The organism is Marinomonas phaeophyticola (genome assembly GCF_026966905.1).
Taxonomy (GTDB): Bacteria; Pseudomonadota; Gammaproteobacteria; order Pseudomonadales; family Marinomonadaceae; genus Marinomonas; species Marinomonas phaeophyticola.
Genome location: NZ_JAPUBN010000011.1, coordinates 404,005 through 422,493, shown reverse-complemented (window position 1 = coordinate 422,493; position 18,489 = coordinate 404,005). Strand labels below are relative to the sequence as shown.

The window sequence follows — 18,489 nt, the reverse complement described above, 5'->3', positions numbered from 1 at the left end:
ATATGAAAACAGCATCTGAGTTTAGCCCTTTTTTACTTCCTAGAACCACTGCCTCTATGAAGTGCTTTGCTCCGATTGTGGAAAGCATTACCGGGTTAAAAAAACTGCACAAACATTATCTGACTCGCCCACAGAATGCAGATACTAATACCTTCTTAACCCATACATTAGATTCATTAGGCATCCGTTTTCACTCCAGCGGAGAACCACTAGAAGGCATACCTAAAACAGGACCTCTGCTTATCGTTGCTAACCACCCGCTCGGGGGCGTTGAAGGCGTTATTCTAGCCAAAATGCTCATGCAATATCGTCCCGATATTCAAGTTATGGCGAACTTATTTTTAAAACGGATTCCAGAATTAGATAATCTATTTATTGGTGTGGACGTATTTGAAACCAAAGAAGCTCGCCGTACCAATATGAAAGCCATCAAAGAAGCAGGACAACACCTAACAACTGGCGGTGCTTTATTAATCTTCCCTGCTGGTGAGGTCTCTACTTTTGATGACCAAACCCATCATCTGCAAGATAAAGAATGGGGCAGACTCGTCGGTCGCCTAGCGAGATCAAGCAAAGCCAGCTGTTTACCGATATTTATAGAAGGCCAAAATTCCCCCTTATTCTATAAAGCCGGAAACATACATCCACGACTTAGAACCGTACTATTAGGTCGTGAGCTACTTAACAAGAAAAATAAATCTATTGGTATTCGCTGCGGTTCAATCATTGAGCCCCATGAAATTAGTAAGATGGATAACGATCAAGATATCACGAACTATTTACGCCTTAATACCTATTTATTAGAACAAACCCAGCCAGTTCATCAAAAAGACTTAACCAAAGAAGCCAAGGAAATCCCTGCCCCGTCCAGGCCCCTAGCGCCTATTCTAGAGGAGGTAGCAAGCGCTGAATTAGAGAAAGCGATTCATGCCTTGCCCTCCGATCACTTGCTAATTCAACAAAAGCAGTTTAGCGTTTTCATTGCCGAAGCAACAGAAATCCCCTGTATATTAAAGCAAATAGGCATTATCAGAGAACGTAATTTTAGAGAGGTTGGTGAGGGTACCGGCCGGGAAATCGACTTAGATCAATTTGATGACCATTACTTACATTTGTTTATTTGGGATAAAGAACAAAAAAATATAGTCGGTGCATACAGACTTGGTCTGGTCGATGACTTAACCCAAAAATCGGGCATTCAAGGGCTGTATAGCCGCACATTATTTAAGTTTGATGAAAATTTCATCAAAACCCAGCCCAATGCCATTGAAATGGGACGGTCTGTTATCGATAAGCCATACCAGAAAAGTTTATCTCCTCTTATGCTTCTATGGAAAGGCATTGCCACCTTCGTCTCACGAAACCCGCAATACAAAACGTTATTCGGACCAGTAAGCATCAGTGGTGAATACAAAGCCCTCACCCACCAGCTGATTGTCAGCTGCCTAACCGCCCATTTTTATGATGCCGATCGCTCCAAGCTTGTGGAAGCGACCCATCCCGTACCTTTAGCGAGCAAACCTTTCTGGTCAGTAAATTTACTTTCAGGTTTAGCCGACATTCAATTGCTATCTAACATTGTATCTCGCTTAGAAAATGGGGCTGGGGTGCCCGTTTTAATCCGCCAGTACCTCTCCTTGCAAGGTCGTTTTATTAGTTTTAACGTTGATCCGGACTTTAATCAAACAGTAGACGGTCTAATTACCGTAGACTTAACCCAACTCACCCCAAGAGTATTAGGTAAATATATGGGGAAAGAGCAGGCAGAATACTATTTAGATTTTCATCACCAAAAGATGGAAACACAATTACCTGATCCTCAGGAGGAAAAATGATACCGGTTGTAAAAGGTAATTTAGAAACCATTCAACAAGCTCAAGACTTATTAGATTCACTAGATGACTCATCCTATTGCCACATCTGTACGCCTCATATTAATAGCAGCATTGGGCAGCATATCCGTCATATTATTGATAACTATTTAGTCATAGTGAATGGTTTTTCAAAAAAGCACATTGATTACAATCTGCGCCGTAGAGGTGCGAAAGTAGAAACCTGTTTAACAACCGCAAAACAAGAACTTAATAACATAAAACAATGGCTACTGACTTTAAGCCAAGAGGCATTAGCGACACCTGTTACCATAGTTTCAGAAGTCTGTTTGGAGGAAGAACAATCAGATCACCTGGTCTCAAGCTTACATAGAGAACTGATTTTTGTTGCCAGCCACTGTATTCATCACATGGCATTAATTGGTGTCGCGGTGAAACTGCAAAATCTAGAAACACCAAAACATTTTGGTTTGGCTCCAGCAACCGCTACCTATGTGCGCCAACAAGAATCGCTCAACACGGTCACCTCATAATTATGTGCACAGTCAGCTGGTTATACAATGAGGATGGTTACCAAGTTTTTTTCAATCGAGACGAGCAACGTAGTCGAGAAAAAGCACAACCTCCACAAATATTCTCATCCACAAAAATAAATAACGCCACTTATATCATGCCTGTTGATCCTCAAGGGTTAGGCTCTTGGATGGGTGTCACCCACTCGGGAATTACTGTTTGCTTGTTGAATTTTTATCAAGGTAAACCACCAACAGGACCTCTTATCAGTAGAGGCATATTGGTTAAACAGCTTTTAGAACTCAATAGCTTTGAAAAAATTCGCGCCGCACTGTCAGAAATGGTGCTATTAACCTACGCGCCTTTCAGCTTGCTAGTATTCTGCCCTGACAAAAGCAAACCCTACAGTCTCTGCTGGGACGGCCATAACCAATATCAAAGCCTAAATATTGTCTCACCTTTCACTTCTTCAGGTGTAGATTTCCCAATTGTTTCCCAACACAGACAAGACAGTTTCAAAAGCTTATTAACGCAAAACAAACAAGAAATCACACCAGAATTATTATTCGATTTTCATCGCTCACACCTACCGACTAAATCAATGAAATCCGTATGTATGCATAGAGAAGACGCCAAAACAGTCAGTCTCAGTCATATAAAAGTTGAGAAAAATAACATCAATTATACTTATTGGGACGGCTCTCCCTGCTCATCCCAAGAAAAATACAGTAAAACATTATCAATATAATAGCGGCCTTCAGGCTGACAGCATTTGGCTTAAATGTATATATTGTCGGCCTGAAGGCACGACCAAACGCAACAATGATCCAAGACACTTGTCGGGATAAATCCCGACCGACCTTTACTCTACTTCAATTACTTCATAGCTATGGGTAATTTCAACACCACCACGCTCAAGCATCAAGGAAGCTGAACAGTATTCCTCTGCCGATAACTTTACCGCACGTTCAACCATGCTGGATTTCAACTTGCGGCCTTTTACAACAAACTTAATATTGATCTTTGTAAACACGGCGGGTACACCATCAGACCGTTCTGCATCAATATCCGCAACACAAGAAACAACATCTTGACGAGATTTTTGTAAAATCTTCACTACATCATAAGAAGTACAACCACCCAATCCCGCTAAAATCAACTCCATCGGACGGGCGCCCTTTTCTTGGTTACCGTCAATCTCAATTGAAAACCCAGAACCTGTTTGCGCCGTAAAATGTACGTCTTCTTGCCAAGCGACACTTGTTTTCATCATCCACTCTCTTTAGATAGTTTTAATTTTTTGCAATAAGACTGACATTAACCAAGATCCGTCCACTGCCTTTTTACGTTGCCGTCACACTAAACTTGGAATAGCTCTGCGAGCTTACTACCTGGCTCATCCGCAACCATAAACGCTTCTCCAACGAGGAACGCATTCACATTTTTGTCTCGCATCAAGGCTACGTCTTCACGGGTATGGATACCACTCTCAGTAACAATAAAGCGTTCTTTAGGGATGCTATCTAACAACTCAAACGTATTGTTTAAACTTAGATTAAAAGTGTGTAAGTCTCGATTATTAATACCTAATAATTCACTATTTGAATACTCTAGAGCCAGCTCTAACTCAGCTCTATTATGTACTTCAACCAACACATCCAATGTTAATTCTCGAGCCAGCTTATCAAGTTCAAACAATTCTTTTCCAGACAAACAAGCCGCTATCAATAAAACACAGTCCGCTCCCATCGCCCTAGCTTCATAAATTTGGTAGGGGTCAACCATGAAATCTTTACGGATTACCGGTAAACCACACGCATTACGAGCTTCAACTAAAAAATCTTCATGCCCTTGGAAAAAATCCTTGTCCGTTAGAATAGACAAACACGCCGCTCCGCCTTTCTCATAAGATTGAGCAATATCAGCAGGTACAAAGTGCTCACGTAAAACACCTTTGCTTGGAGAAGCTTTTTTAATTTCAGCAATGACCCCTGATTGTCCGTTTGCCACTTTCGCTTTCAGAGCATTGGCAAAGCCACGTACTGGGTTTTCTTTATTCGCCAGTAAAGCCGCATTTTTCACCTCTTCAAGAGTCACATGCAACTTTCTTTCAGTAACTTCTTCGTGCTTTCGAGCAACAATTTTCTTCAGTATCGTTGGTGTTTCAACTTGCATAATCACATCACCTATTTATTCGAAAACACATTAAAAACAACGTGTAAAACTTGCTAGTGCAGACAATTTCTCTGTCGCTAAGCCACCGCCAATAACGTCTTCTGCGATAATCACACCTTCAGTATAGGAAGAGGCAACACCGGCAACATAAATTGCAGCCCCCGCATTCAAAGCCACAATGTCACGGGCCGGATTTACTTTCCCCTTACCCGCTAACGCTTGCTTCACCAAAACAAAGCTTTCTTCTGCATTTTCAACCTGAAGAGGGTCTATAGACTGGCGAGGAATATCATAGTCTTCTGGAAGTATTTCATATTCAGTCACTACTCCGTCTTTCAGCTCAGCCACATAAGTCGGTTCCGCGATACTAATTTCATCCAAACCGTCCTGAGAGTGCACGACCATGGCATGTCGACTGCCTAAACGTTGCAGCACCTCGGCCATTGGGCGAACCCATTGTTTATCAAACACGCCCAAGACTTGATTTTGCACTTCGGCAGGATTCGTTAAAGGCCCGAGTAAATTAAAGATAGTACGGACAGCCATTTCCTTTCGTGGTCCTATAGCATGTCGCATGGCGGCATGATGATTTGGCGCAAACATAAAACCTAAGCCAACCTCTTCAATGGAACGGCTGACCTGCTCAGGAGTAAGGTTCAGATTGATACCCGCATGTTCTAATAGATCGGCACTGCCAGATTTTGAAGAAACAGAGCGGTTACCATGCTTGGCAACACGTGCACCAGCGGCAGCCGCCACAAATGCAGTTGCCGTAGAAACATTAAATAACTTACCGCCATCCCCACCCGTACCGCAGGTATCCACTAGGTTTTCTTGATCAATTATCACTTTATTAGACAGCTCACGCATGACCTGTGCCGCTGCGGTTATTTCATCTACTGTCTCGCCTTTCATACGCAGACCGATTAAAAAGCCGCCTATTTGAGCCTGAGTTGCACCGCCGGTCATAATAATGCGCATAACGTCACGCATTTCTTCTGTTGTAAGGTTTTGCTTATCTATGACGGCTGCAATGGCCGATTTAATGTCCATCAGGGACTCCTATAGAATTAAAACAAATAAAAAATTACCCTCATTCTACACGCCCACTTCCTTGCTGTCTGCATAGAGAAAGCGCAGCAATTGCGAACATAAAAATCAGATCAGATAGATGGAATTTATAGGACATTATTTATATACCTGATACTACAGTTTAAATTTTTTAATTAATCCACTATTCTTCTATTATCGGCTTGACTCACAATAAGTAATGCGCATGATTCTGATAAATAAGTACTTTAAGCTCTTCTTATCTAGTTAACCATAATGAAATAGGCGACTAATAACCTCAAGATTTAATGCATCTGCATTTTCTTTAGTGTCCGACTCAATATAACAACGCAGTTCTGGGGCATTCCCTGATGGTCTAATGTGTACAACATCACCATTCATAAGTGTTAAACGTAAGCCATCTAGGGTATTGACACCTTTTAGTTCTGACTCTAACGATAAATCTAAAACGGCTTGCTGAGGCACTACCATCCAGTTAGCTAAAGTCTTCTTTACTCTCTCTGAATCAATGTTTTGCAAACGATCACTTGCGGTATAACGAACAGTTACCGCTTCCACTAATCGAGATAAAGACACACCCTCTAAACGAGCCTTAGCCAAAACAGCCAATGCAGGTAATATCGCATCTCGAGTAGGTAATGCAGCAAGAGCACTTCCCCCTAGACGTAATCCTTGACCACAAAGAAAGCCGCCATTGGCTTCATATCCAGCAACGCCGTCTGTTTGCTCATCGAATGATGCCATTCCAGCAATCACATAAGGTGAGCCAATACGGGTTCGAGTCACCTGCTCAAAATCAACAAAATCAACAGAAGAGTTTGCATTAATCGGTAGCGCAATCGCTCGAGCCGAGATCGCTTTCGCACATAAAATACCCAGTATATCCCCTTTGAGCCAAACCCCTTTTTCATCAGACAGTAACGGTCTATCGCCATCTCCATCCGTCGAAAAGATCGCATCCAATTGATATTCTTTCACCCAATCTAACGCTCTTTGCTTATCTTCATCTGAAACCGCTTCGGTATCAATGGGCACAAAAACATCGGACCGAGCTAGCGAAATGACGGTCGCCCCAAGGGATTCAAAAACATCACGATTCAAATCTCGACCGGCCGCTGAATGCTCATAAATCCCCAGACGAAAGCCATTGAATAAATCACTTGCAAAGGCGTTCGTATAACGTGCTAGATAAACTTCTTTTGCGGTGTTTTTCTCATTAAGCTCCGCTAATGTAAAAGCCGGTAAAAACGAAGTATCTGCCATAATAGCAAGTTCATCTGCTTTCGTTATTTCACCATCAGGGCGATAGAATTTGATGCCATTGCGGTCAAACGGAATATGACTCCCCGTAATCATAATAGCGGGGATGCCGTCTTTCATTGATTGTAGCGCTAACGCTGGCGTTGGTAATACACCATAAAAATGCACCGCATAGCCAAGCGCTTCTAACACTCCCGCACAGACTTGAGCCATAAATTGGCTAGAAGGTCGACGATCCATCGCTAACGCTATCTGATTGAAGGAATACTCCACTTTCATTGCATTCACAAAAGCAACCGTAAACGCCGCACAAACGCGGTCGCTAAATTGAGTATTTAAGCCTCTAGCGCCACTCGTTCCAAACGCTATTCCGCTTTTGTTAATAATCTCTTTAATCGGCATGTTTATTTTTCATCATTTCTAGCTCGTATCATCTGGCCAATTCTAAACACATTAGCTAAGTCAAACCGCATCGCCAATTTATTATCATTTTTAACCAAGCCTCGGTAGGTGACTTTGAGTTTTTCTCGTTTTTGTGCACCTCGATAACCGGAATCCGCAGAGATAAACGCTTATTCACCATGAAATAGGTTTTCTATTTCTGTAATGTCATTCACGTTGGCCGCCGTTGTGCTTAGGCAGTCCATTAACCCTGTTCTGGAGTCAATTCCGGTGTGAGCTTTTAACCCAAAAAATCATTACTCCCCTTTTTGAGTCTGGTGCATTTGGAGATCGCGTGCTTTCTCTTTATTCTTGGTTGAGCTGGCGGCTTCAGTGATGGTGGCGTCGACAATCGTACTTTATTTAAAGTAAATCCCTGCGCTCGCCAACCACTTATTGACCTCTTTGAATAACTGTCGGAGTGCTTATGTTTTTCCAGTAAGCGCCTAAAATTCATAATGCTCGTATAGTCAGTTTTCCAATTTTAAACAGGCACTTTCCAATGACAAACCGGCAACCAAACGCATGAAAGTAATTTCATAAAGCGCATCTTCCATGGCAGGATCACTCATGTTGCATACAGTAAATGCGAAACATAGTAGACATCGGATAGGGTTCTCTGCCTTTTCCTTCTTTGGGGTAAAAAGCTCAATCACGGCTTCAAACTGATCCTAAGACATCAACTAATCCATCCGAGAAAGGAAAATTTCTTTGCGCGTTTTACGACGCTTGTTGTTGAATTCGCTGTCGGCAAAAGTGAGTTAATGTGACATGCTCTGATCGAAATTTAAAAATTAATTGTCTCATGAGAAAAAATTTATTCACATCAGCCCTAGTCAAGGTGTCTATAAACGACCATATTTATCGTCAAAACGTACAATATCACTTTCATCTAAATAATTTCCAATTTGTACTTCGATCAATACAAGGTTCATATTAGTTGGGTTTTCTAGACGGTGTTTGCACCTTGCAGGAATGAAAGTTGATTCATTCGCATAAAGATAAAGAATGTTACCATCATTATTTACAATAGCTTCCCCTTCAACAACAACCCAGTGCTCACTTCGATGATGATGCATTTGCAAAGATAAACTACTATTAGGTTTAACTATAATAAGCTTAATTTTAAAATTTTTACCTTGTTCTAATACCGTACTATGCCCCCAAGGGCGATACTCTGCTTTATTATTTATATGTAAATTTCGACCCTGCTTTTCTAATTCTAAAACCACTTGCTTTACATTTTGTTGAGCCGCCTTATGAGATACCAACACCGCATCTCCAGTATTCACTATAATTAAATTATCCACACCTAATGCCGCAGTTAAATGATCAGGGCTATAAATACTAGTGTTATGAGTATCAAGAGCAATCACATCACCATAGATATGATTACCTTCCTTATCCTGAGCCATTAATCCACTCAATGCCTCCCAAGAACCTATATCACTCCAACCAATATTACAGGGGATAACCGATACATTATTAGATTTTTCCAACAAAGCATAATCAATAGAAATTGAGTCAACTTTAGAGAATTCCTTTGCTGGTAACTCTATTTGTGTCGTTGTTGAATTACTGGTAACCACGGAGCCATCAAAAGCAATACAAACCTGATTGAACATTTTCGGAGCAATAATTTCCACTTCTTTTAATAACGAACCTGCAGTAAAACAAAATATACCAGCATTCCAGTAGTAATCCCCGCTATCAAAATACGAACGAGCTGTTGCGCTATCGGGCTTCTCAAAAAAACTTTCAACACTAAAAGAAAAAAGATCATCAATATCATTAGATGACGAAGATCTCTGTCTAGAATGGATATACCCATAACTTGTTTCTGGATATTCAGGTTGAATCCCAAACGTGACCAACTGCCCTTTTAACGCTACCTCATAAGCCAACTTCACCGCTTTTGAAAACGCAAGCTCGTTAGATATCAAGTGATCTGCAGGCATCACCAACATAACAACGTCAGGCCCGTATTTTTGAAATAACTGCAGAGCGGCGGATACAATCGCAGGGGCCGTATTACGACCAACAGGCTCAAGTACGTAATGTTGCTCTAAATCTTTCCTTAACAAGCCACCTTCTTGCATACCAAGAACATTGTCTTTCGTATGAAAAAACAAATCTCGATTAGTCACTATTACTAATTCATTTGATTCAGATATTAAAAGGGCTCGCTTTAATGTTTTTTCCAATAAGGTTTCCCCATCAGACAATTTTATAAAGGGTTTAGGATGTTTTCGACGAGAGATAGGCCACAATCTACTCCCTACTCCACCTGATAAAATAATCGGCACTAAAGGTATTAATGAATCATCCATAATTTGAGATCAAACCTAATTTATGAGCTATCACCAAAAAATTCCTATTAAGAAAACGTTGTTAATATATAGAGAGAAAAGGTATTTCATATAATCAAACTGATCATAGACACAATCTTATCGTGTTAGGAAATTAGCTAAGAGATCATGACCTGACTGAGTCAAAATAGATTCAGGGTGAAACTGCACCCCTTCTACCATCAAGGTTTTATGACGAATGCCCATAATTTCATCTATTTTACCGAACTCATCCTTTGTCCATGCTGTGATTTCCAGACAATTCGGCAAAGTATCCTGAGCAACGACTAAAGAATGATAACGCGTAGCAATATGTGGGTTTGGTAACCCAGTAAAGACAGAGGTATTGTTATGATAAACCTGAGAGGTTTTTCCATGCATAACTTTTTTCGCTCTAATGACATCACCACCAAACACTTGGCCAATACTTTGGTGACCTAAACAGATGCCTAGAATGGGGATTTTTCCAGCAAAATATCGAATAGCCTCAAGCGAAATACCAGCTTCATTTGGCGTGCAAGGGCCTGGAGAGATAACCAAATGCGTAGGAGCGAGAGCGCTTATTTCCTCTACTGTAATTTCATCATTTCGATAAATCACAACGTCTTTACCCAGCTCACGAATATACTGAACCAAGTTATAAGTAAAAGAGTCATAATTATCGATCATCAGTAACATGAAGCCATGGCCTTATTCCTAGTGTGAATTCTTTTATGAGACAGGATCATACCTATAGATTTTACAAATAAAACTATCCCGTTTATTTTTTTCAAATTTTTATTCTAATAAGGCGCTAGAACTACTGGTCAACTCACGAATAACATCAGATACATGATTAACAGCGCTGTCCGTGTCTGATCGAAGATGCCAAGCGAGATGCAAAGAAAAACCCGACACCGCTACCGGAGGCGGAAAAATAACAAAGTCATTTGTCGCATTCTTAGGTAAACATCGACTTGGTAAAAGTGCGATATAATCTGACTTAGCAACGAGATCCGGCACCATTTGAAAATAAGGGACAACCAAGGCAATGCGACGACTTAGGCCTTGCTTTAGTAAAACTTGATCTATTGCACTGTAGGACTCACCTTGACCGGACACCATAATATGGGGATAAGATAACCACTGAGATAGATCAAACTGTGCTACTGCAGGGTGCGATTTTCTCATCAGCACATAATACTCTTCATTAAGTAACTCGACACAACGAAACGAATTTCCCACATTAGGAAATACAGACACCGCTAAATCAGCCTCTCCGCGGGCAAGCCCATCTAACGCCGATGCCGAGCCATGCCATGGTTGAATAATGAGGTTTAGGTTCGGTGCCGTTTTTATCAAGCGTTGATGCAATGGCCCAAGAATGGCTGTCACAGGCAAATCAGCCATGATAATACGTATGGTCTTCTTAATATCGTGAAGAGACGTCTCGGATTGCTCCAATACCGATTCCGCTTGCATTAAAAGAGACCGTATCGGCCCCTTTAAGGTTTCAGCTTTGGCACTTAATCGCATTTCACCACGACTACGAATCAAAAGCGGATCCGAAAATAAAAAACGACAACGTTCAAGGGCGCTTGATGTTGCAGGTTGAGACAAACTTAAGCGCATTGCCGCTCTTGTAACATGCCTCTCTTCTAAAAGAGCATCTAAAATCACTAACAAGTTTAAATCAACACTTCTTAAATTCATAAAACAAATAATCAAATATACAAACTATCAATTAGATTAATATATAAACCTATTGCATTCTACTCCTATCGCAACAGAGGAGCTATTTTATGATGATGACCACTTCCCTACCAAAAATCACATTGCTTATGTTTCATTCGCGTTATCGCCCTTCCCGGATCAATACGGCGCTTATGTCAGCAGCAAATACATTAGCCAATCTAGACGCTATTGATATGAACCTTCTATACCCTGACGGTAACATTGATGTAACAACCGAAGTTCAGCGCATACTAGAAAGCGATTATTTAATCTTACAATTTCCGATTCAATGGTATTCAACGCCGCCGCTGCTACAGACATGGCAAGACCGAGTACTCACGCAGATGTTCTATTTAGCTTATGAAAAGGAAGGAAGGTTATTCGAGGGAACACCAATATTAATAGCCACAACCGCCGGCAATATTAAAACAGCCTATGAAGCTGGAGGGCAAAATCATTTTTCATTAGATACCTTGTTATCCCCCTTAAAAGCCACCGCTTGGCGATGCAAACTTCCCTGGGCAGCGCCTTTTATTTTATACCAAGCGGATCAATTAAATGACGTGGAGCTATCCGCGGCTTGCGAACGCTACGTACAACATATTCAGAACTGGCAAGTAAGAAGGTTCAAGCCATTCAAATAAAAATTTCTATCTGAAAATAGCCATAACGAATTTGTTATAAAAAAGTCTATAATGGCCTCAAATAATAAGAGGCCTCTTCATAAAACATTGAAGTATTGAAAAACATCCATCAGAATTAGAGCATTAAAAGCCCGATATAAGTACTGGTTCGTCATTGAAAATCTCTTAAATGCCCCTATTTATCAGGATATTAGCGGGGTAAGGAATTCGTTCCTACATGGCAAACTCCATGCGGTTAGAGATTTTTTTATTCCACTGCGTTTTTATTAAAGGACTTTTCATGTTTGCCATTGATCATCAGATCTTAATTGCCGCTGTACTCTTGTTTGCTGGAGTGGTTTCCAGCAAACTTTCCCCTCGTATCGGCTTGCCCGTATTAGTTATTTTCCTTGGGATCGGTATGTTAGCGGGTGAGGATGGTATTGGCCGAATCCAATTTGATGATGTACAAACAGCCCATGCATTAGGCACGTTAGCATTGGCGGTGATTCTATTTGATGGAGGTCTGCAAACCTCCCTTTCATCCATAAAATTAGTATGGAAACCCGCTAGTACCTTAGCTACCGTAGGCGTTGCCATTACCGCGGGTATTACCGGTGTCGCCGCTGCCTATATTTTAGACCTCCCTCTACTTATTGGGTTCTTACTTGGTGCCATCGTAGGGTCCACTGATGCGGCCGCTGTATTCACCATTCTAAGAGGGGCCGGTATTCATTTAAGTCCTCGTTTAAAATCCACTTTGGAAATTGAAAGTGCGTCCAACGATCCTATGGCGATCTTCCTTACCATTGGCATTCTACAGATCATTACCATGGATAATGCACCTAGTTTTGAATTGGCATTATTGTTTGTCCAACAAATGGGATTAGGCAGTATTGTCGGTTTGGCGATTGGTTACCCAGCATTAAAGCTGATTAACAAAATCACCTTACAAGCTCCGGGGCTTTACCCTGTCATGGTGGCAGCCTGTGGCTTACTGTCTTTCGGTGTCGCCGCCACATTAGGGGGCAGCGGCTTCTTAGCGATCTTTATTTCTGGCGTAATTATTGGCAATGGTCGTTTTGTGTACCAACGTGCCACGTTTTTATTCCATGACGGTCTCGCGTGGCTATGCCAAATCAGCATGTTTGTTATGCTCGGGTTGCTCGTTACTCCCTCGTCACTGATTCAAGTGTGGAAAGAAGGATTATTGATTGCCTTAGTCTTGGTGTTTGTTGCCAGACCTCTCGCCGTCGCACCACTACTTTCTCTGTTTGGATTTAATAGACGGGAGATAGGTTTGGTTGCCTGGGTTGGACTACGTGGCTCAGTACCTATTATTTTAGCTATCTTTCCTTTGTTGTTTGGACTCCCTGAGGCGCCTCTTCTTTTCAATGTGGTGTTTTTCGTCGTATTAATTTCAGCTACTTTACAAGGCTCAACACTACCTTGGATGGCAAGAAAGCTAGGCTTAATTGAAGCGCCACCAGCCACCCCTTCTGTTACTTTAGAAATTGCCGCATTAGCCGAAGTAGACACAGACATAGTGCGATATACTCTAGGAGAGAACTCAAAAGTATCCAACTTGACTATCTTTCAACTGGCGCTTCCAGAAGGCGCGGTTGTGGCTATGATAGTCAGGCAAGACGATGTATTTCCTCCAAGAGGCTCAACCAAGTTATTGCCTGATGATCATTTGTTTATCGTGCTTAAACCGGGTTTACGTGATTATGTCGATTGTATTTTTTCCACCGTTGAGCCAGATTTGTCCACTGACTTACCTAACGGAACCTTATTTTTAAAAGGGTCATCCACTCTTGAAGATATCGCAAGAGCTTATGGTATTCGTATTGATGTCGCTGAAAATTGCAAACTTTCTGCTTTTCTAAAGCAAGAGATTTCTCCTTTAGAGATAGGCCGCCAATACCAAGCAAAAGAGGGTGTTTTTACTATCACTTCTCTTCAAGGAGCAGAAATAGGAACCGTCAGTTTCATCAGACAAGCGCAGAATTAACGGTTAAATCTGTTCCATTCATTAAAAGTATAAAAGACGATCCATGCAGGGTTTTTATAAAGGTTAGCGAACTTTGTAAAAACCATGAATCTAAGCGTTATTCCACTATTGTCTTTGTATTATCCACAACCCGCACAAAGAAACCGCCACCCATTACAAATACGTCGATGTTTCGCTACATTCTTTCCCTATAAATACAAAATAACCGTAGACTTTTATTTAGAAGAATTTCATTATGCAGACCTTATTTTGTCACGTCATTTTCATAACTCATCGGTAACATAATAGAAAAGTAACTCGAACAAAAAACGGCTTCGGTCTTTCCTATACAGTGACAATATTGCTTTTAATACAAGATCTTATTTAGATTTTCAGGTTGCGTTTACCACTCTCATCATAATAACCTGTAGAAAAGAAACACCGAACAATGCGTTTTACAATACACAAATGAGGAGCACAAACCATGCAAAATAATGTTGCCGAACTGGTCGATACCCTCATTGTAGAAGACCTATCTGAAAAAGACATTAATCGAGCCTTATCGGATTTAGAACCAGAAGAGGTGGCGCTTGCTTTAGAGTCCTTACCTCTTGATCAACGGATGCAAGTTTGGGAGACCATTAAAGAGGAAGAGCGTCTCGATATCTTTGTTGAGTTACGAGGGGAAGCTCGAGCTCTGATTTTAAGAGAGTTAGGGGAAGATCAAATTGACCTGCTCTTTAAAGACATGGAAGCCGAAGACCTCCTTGAGATTGATGACACCCTTCCTGATAGGTTGGTTGATATTGCGCTAAAGCGCATGAACAAAAAACAGCAAGAATACTACCAACAAGCCAACACCTATGATGATGACGAAGTGGGGCACTGGATTGACCATGATATTTTAATTGCGTCTCAAAGCATTCGAGTCTCTGAGGCATTAAGACTGCTAAAAAAAGAAATATCTGAATACAGCGATGTGATTTACCTCGTAAACCGCACTGGTCGCTGGGTAGGTTGTGTAAAATTTCATAGTTTAATTGCCGCACAGCCTCACATTAATATTTCGGAGCTCATGGTTGAAGATTACCCATTTTTAACCGCGTCAACTGATGTGGTAAAAAGTGCCGATGCCGTTGAACGCTCTGGACATATCGCACTCCCGGTGTTGGATGACAATCAAACGCTACTTGGGCGCTTTGATATTGGCTCCGCCATGGAAATTTTACGAGAGACATCAGAAGGCCAATTGATGTCTACCGCCGGTTTGAACGAAGAATCAGACCTCTTTGCACCAGTAAAACGAAGTGCTCGCACTCGTGGCTTGTGGTTGGGAATTAACTTGTTGACGGCGTTTATGGCGTCAGCGTTTATTGGTATTTTTGAAGCGACGCTACAGCAAGTTGTTGCACTGGCCGTGTTAATGCCTGTGGTCGCATCCATGGGAGGCATTGCAGGAAGCCAAACATTAACCCTTATTGTTCGCGGATTGGCACTAGGTCAAATAACCCGTAGCAACTTATTCTCATTGTTAGACAAAGAGTTACGTGTTGGTGGTTTAAATGGCATGGTTTGGGCCGTCGTAATTGGCATTATTTCCGCTTGGTGGTTTGACAGTTTTGCTCTAGGATGCGTCATCGGGTTGGCGATTATTGTAAACATCATTATGGCCGCTTTATCAGGTGTTTTAATACCCGTACTATTAGATAAACTCAAAATAGATCCGGCGCTATCAGGCTCAGTCATACTGACAACCGTGACCGATATCGTTGGTTTTGTCGCCTTTTTAGGCTTAGGCACCCTATTTCTAATCTAAAATACACTATATTTTTTACGAGAGTGATGAAATGACTTGGGAAACTCTACAGGAATTAGTTGGTCTAGGAGAAAGTCAGATAAATTGGGTTACTAAGATTTTTCTTATTGTCTCTGCAACCCTAATTTTAAATTTTTTAATCAGTCGATTATTTATTCGGATTGACAAACAATTAGACCGCACATCCACCTATTGGGATAACGCCATCCTAAATGCGGCCCATAAACCGGTTACATCTGGCATTTGGTTAATCGGCTTTGCTTTGGCTTTTGAAATATCAGAAAAAGAATTAGCCCCACAAATGGTTACCGCCATAGATAACATCAGGCAAGTGGGGGTTATCGCTCTGATTACCTGGTTTGTGACGCGATTAGTCAAGAATAGTGAGCATATCCTAGTTTCAGCTGAAAAAATGAAACAGCCCATGGACCTAACCACGGCGTCTGCAATCAGTAAGCTACTGCGTGCATCCATTGTCATCACCAGTTTATTGGTTATTCTACAAACTCTTGGTTATAGCGTCTCAGGGGTGCTCGCGTTTGGTGGGGTCGGTGGTATTGCGGTTGGTTTTGCGGCAAAGGATCTATTAGCAAACTTTTTTGGTGGATTAATGGTGTATTTAGATCGTCCCTTCTCTGTGGGGGATTGGGTACGTTCACCAGATAAAGAAATTGAAGGGACGGTAGAAAATATTGGCTGGAGACAAACTCGCATTAGAACCTTTGATAAGCGCCCTTTATACGTTCCTAACTCCACCTTCTCTGTGATTTCAGTTGAAAACCCGTCACGAATGACCCACCGCCGTATTTATGAAACCATAGGGGTTCGTTATGATGATGCAAGTCAGTTAGCCGATATTATTAGTAAGGTTAAAACAATGCTTAAAGAGCATGATGAAATTGATTCAACACAGACCTTGATTGTCAATTTTAATAAGTTTGGCGCATCCTCTCTCGACTTCTTTATTTATACCTTTACTAAAACCGTCAATTGGGTCCACTATCACGAAGTCAAACAAGACGTTTTATTACGCGTTATGAAGATTATTACTGATAGCGGTGCTGAAATTGCTTTTCCAACGCAAACGTTGCACATCGCAGCTCATGAGGAGACACTTAACACTCAAGTTAACGCCCCTCAAATAACGCCACCTCAGCCTTAGACATTCGTTTTTTGCGCTGCACGAACATAAAAAAGCACCTTATATTACAACTCGTAGATAAGGTGCTTTTTATTTATACTAACGAAAAGCTTACTTTATAAAAGTTCATTGCAATACATCACACTCATGCAACGAGCCGCCCTATTAAATAAACAATTCCGTTAAATCATCCGCCACCATATCGGCCCCTAAAGAAAGTAAATCGACGCCTTGGTGGTAGCCATAGGTTAACAACATACTTCTAAATCCAGCCGCCGTTGCCGCCCTATGATCTGTGATCGAGTCGCCAATCATCAAACAGTTTTTAGGTTCGGCCTCCACGGTTTCACAACAATGTAATAGTGGCATAGGTGACGGTTTCTTTTCTTCTAATGTATCACCGCCAAGTTGCCAAGAGAAATACGAACTCATCTCAAAATGTTCCAAAATTGGCTGCACAAACACGCTCGGTTTATTCGTGACTAATGCCATAGGCACTCCTGCACGCTTAAACGTTTTTAACAGCTGCACAACATTTGGGTATAAGGTGGTTTTTTCTGTCAAATGATCACGGTAATACAACAAAAAATCACGATAACAATTTTCAGCTAATGCTTTCGGAAGGTCTGCCCATTGCATGGCTTGCTCTATCAATTTCGCGGCGCCAAACCCAACCCATGTTCTAACTCGGTCCTCGCCCGCCGGATTTGCCCCAGCTTGCATTAACGCGTAATCAACCGCTTGAGCTAAGTCAGGCACACTGTCAATCAGCGTACCATCAAGATCAAGGCAAACCAGCTCTGGCCAACCATCAAACCACTCATCTAATTTAGTAGGCACTCTCATGAACGAACCGTTTTAAGTGCTGTACGCATTTCATCGATCGCTTGCTTGTAATCAGGCTTTCCAAAAATCGCAGAGCCCGCCACAAAAGTATCGGCTCCAGCCGCAGCAATGGCCGCTATGTTATTTTGAGTGACACCGCCATCTACTTCCAAGCGAATGTTATAACCACTAGCATCAATCATTGCTCGTGCTTCTTTTAACTTTTCCAATGTTTCAGGAATGAATTTTTGACCACCAAACCCCGGATTAACAGACATTAGCATCACCATATCCAGTTTATCCATTACGTGCTTCATATGATGTAATGGTGTGGCTGGATTAAATACTAAGCCCGACTTACAGCCACCATCTCGAACTAATTGTAATGATCGATCAATATGCTCAGTCGCCTCTGGATGAAAGGTAATATAACTTGCTCCAGCCGCAATAAAGTCCGTTATCATACTATCAACAGGCTTTACCATAAGGTGTACATCGATTTCTGCCGTCACACCGTATTTACGTAGTGCTTTACAGACCATTGGCCCAATCGTTAAATTGGGTACATAATGATTGTCCATTACATCAAAATGGATTATATCTGCTCCAGCGGCTAATACTTGGTCAACTTCCTCTCCAAGTCGTGCAAAATCCGCCGCTAAAATAGAAGGCGCGATAAAAAAATCATTCATAGTAAACTCCAGCATCAGATTGGGCTAAATTTTATCCATATTCTAA

Annotated in this window: 16 protein-coding genes and 1 pseudogene; 7 read left to right on the top strand and 10 right to left on the bottom strand. The window is 41.5% G+C overall.

Going from position 1 to position 18,489, the window contains the following annotated elements:
• Positions 1 to 2: 2 nt before the first annotated feature.
• The 3 genes from O1D97_RS05840 to O1D97_RS05830 are packed head-to-tail and all read left to right on the top strand — an operon-like array spanning position 3 to position 3,093.
• Positions 3 to 1,835 (top strand): bifunctional lysophospholipid acyltransferase family protein/GNAT family N-acetyltransferase, encoded by a 1,833-nt coding sequence (locus tag O1D97_RS05840; RefSeq protein ID WP_269123732.1) that lies wholly within the window; start codon positions 3 to 5, stop codon positions 1,833 to 1,835.
• On the top strand, positions 1,832 to 2,365 hold the full coding sequence (locus O1D97_RS05835) for a DinB family protein (RefSeq protein ID WP_269123731.1): 534 nt from the start codon (positions 1,832 to 1,834) through the stop codon (positions 2,363 to 2,365). The genes O1D97_RS05840 and O1D97_RS05835 overlap by 4 nt, the downstream gene beginning before the upstream one ends.
• A gap of 2 nt (positions 2,366 to 2,367) precedes the next feature.
• Complete coding sequence (locus O1D97_RS05830) at positions 2,368 to 3,093, top strand: NRDE family protein (RefSeq protein ID WP_269123729.1); 726 nt, start codon at positions 2,368 to 2,370, stop codon at positions 3,091 to 3,093.
• A gap of 114 nt (positions 3,094 to 3,207) precedes the next feature.
• On the opposite strand, the gene O1D97_RS05825 is transcribed toward O1D97_RS05830, so the two are convergent.
• From O1D97_RS05825 to O1D97_RS05790, 8 genes and pseudogenes are all read right to left on the bottom strand, one after another.
• Positions 3,208 to 3,615 (bottom strand): OsmC family protein, encoded by a 408-nt coding sequence (locus tag O1D97_RS05825; RefSeq protein ID WP_269123863.1) that lies wholly within the window; start codon positions 3,613 to 3,615, stop codon positions 3,208 to 3,210.
• Between the two features lie 89 nt (positions 3,616 to 3,704).
• The gene (trpC, locus tag O1D97_RS05820) at positions 3,705 to 4,520 is read right to left on the bottom strand and encodes an indole-3-glycerol phosphate synthase TrpC (protein WP_269123727.1); all 816 of its coding nucleotides are present in this window, start codon (positions 4,518 to 4,520) and stop codon (positions 3,705 to 3,707) included.
• 30 nt (positions 4,521 to 4,550) lie between these two features.
• On the bottom strand, positions 4,551 to 5,573 hold the full coding sequence (gene trpD, locus O1D97_RS05815; RefSeq protein WP_269123725.1) for an anthranilate phosphoribosyltransferase: 1,023 nt from the start codon (positions 5,571 to 5,573) through the stop codon (positions 4,551 to 4,553).
• Between the two features lie 264 nt (positions 5,574 to 5,837).
• A complete protein-coding gene (locus tag O1D97_RS05810) occupies positions 5,838 to 7,253 on the bottom strand; it encodes a phosphomannomutase (protein ID WP_269123724.1) in 1,416 nt (471 codons plus the stop codon).
• 2 nt (positions 7,254 to 7,255) lie between these two features.
• A pseudogene (locus tag O1D97_RS05805) lies at positions 7,256 to 8,053 on the bottom strand (IS5 family transposase); the annotation flags it as partial.
• A gap of 84 nt (positions 8,054 to 8,137) precedes the next feature.
• On the bottom strand, positions 8,138 to 9,622 hold the full coding sequence (locus O1D97_RS05800) for a mannose-1-phosphate guanylyltransferase/mannose-6-phosphate isomerase (protein ID WP_269123722.1): 1,485 nt from the start codon (positions 9,620 to 9,622) through the stop codon (positions 8,138 to 8,140).
• A gap of 117 nt (positions 9,623 to 9,739) precedes the next feature.
• Positions 9,740 to 10,318 carry an anthranilate synthase component II gene (locus O1D97_RS05795; protein WP_269123720.1) on the bottom strand — a complete coding sequence of 193 codons (579 nt, stop codon included), beginning with the start codon at positions 10,316 to 10,318 and terminating at the stop codon, positions 9,740 to 9,742.
• A 99-nt stretch (positions 10,319 to 10,417) separates the two neighbouring features.
• On the bottom strand, positions 10,418 to 11,332 hold the full coding sequence (locus O1D97_RS05790) for a LysR family transcriptional regulator (RefSeq protein WP_269123718.1): 915 nt from the start codon (positions 11,330 to 11,332) through the stop codon (positions 10,418 to 10,420).
• 89 nt (positions 11,333 to 11,421) lie between these two features.
• On the opposite strand from O1D97_RS05790, the gene O1D97_RS05785 reads away from it, so the two are divergent.
• The 4 genes from O1D97_RS05785 (at position 11,422) to O1D97_RS05770 (ending at position 16,947) form a co-directional block, all read left to right on the top strand.
• On the top strand, positions 11,422 to 11,997 hold the full coding sequence (locus O1D97_RS05785; protein ID WP_269123716.1) for an NAD(P)H-dependent oxidoreductase: 576 nt from the start codon (positions 11,422 to 11,424) through the stop codon (positions 11,995 to 11,997).
• A 280-nt stretch (positions 11,998 to 12,277) separates the two neighbouring features.
• The gene (locus O1D97_RS05780) at positions 12,278 to 13,990 is read left to right on the top strand and encodes a potassium/proton antiporter (RefSeq protein WP_269123714.1); all 1,713 of its coding nucleotides are present in this window, start codon (positions 12,278 to 12,280) and stop codon (positions 13,988 to 13,990) included.
• A gap of 463 nt (positions 13,991 to 14,453) precedes the next feature.
• Complete coding sequence (mgtE, locus tag O1D97_RS05775; protein ID WP_269123712.1) at positions 14,454 to 15,785, top strand: magnesium transporter; 1,332 nt, start codon at positions 14,454 to 14,456, stop codon at positions 15,783 to 15,785.
• A 31-nt stretch (positions 15,786 to 15,816) separates the two neighbouring features.
• Positions 15,817 to 16,947: a mechanosensitive ion channel family protein gene (locus O1D97_RS05770; protein WP_269123710.1), complete on the top strand. Its 1,131-nt coding sequence runs from the start codon at positions 15,817 to 15,819 to the stop codon at positions 16,945 to 16,947.
• Between the two features lie 144 nt (positions 16,948 to 17,091).
• Here the strand turns inward: O1D97_RS05770 and O1D97_RS05765 are convergent, their stop codons facing one another.
• Both O1D97_RS05765 and rpe read right to left on the bottom strand, forming a co-directional pair.
• Positions 17,092 to 17,772, bottom strand: coding sequence for a phosphoglycolate phosphatase (locus tag O1D97_RS05765; protein WP_269123708.1), 681 nt, complete (start codon positions 17,770 to 17,772; stop codon positions 17,092 to 17,094).
• Entirely contained in the window at positions 17,769 to 18,443 is a 675-nt protein-coding gene (gene rpe, locus O1D97_RS05760; protein ID WP_269123706.1) for a ribulose-phosphate 3-epimerase, read from the bottom strand. The genes O1D97_RS05765 and rpe overlap by 4 nt, the downstream gene beginning before the upstream one ends.
• Positions 18,444 to 18,489 lie beyond the last annotated feature (46 nt).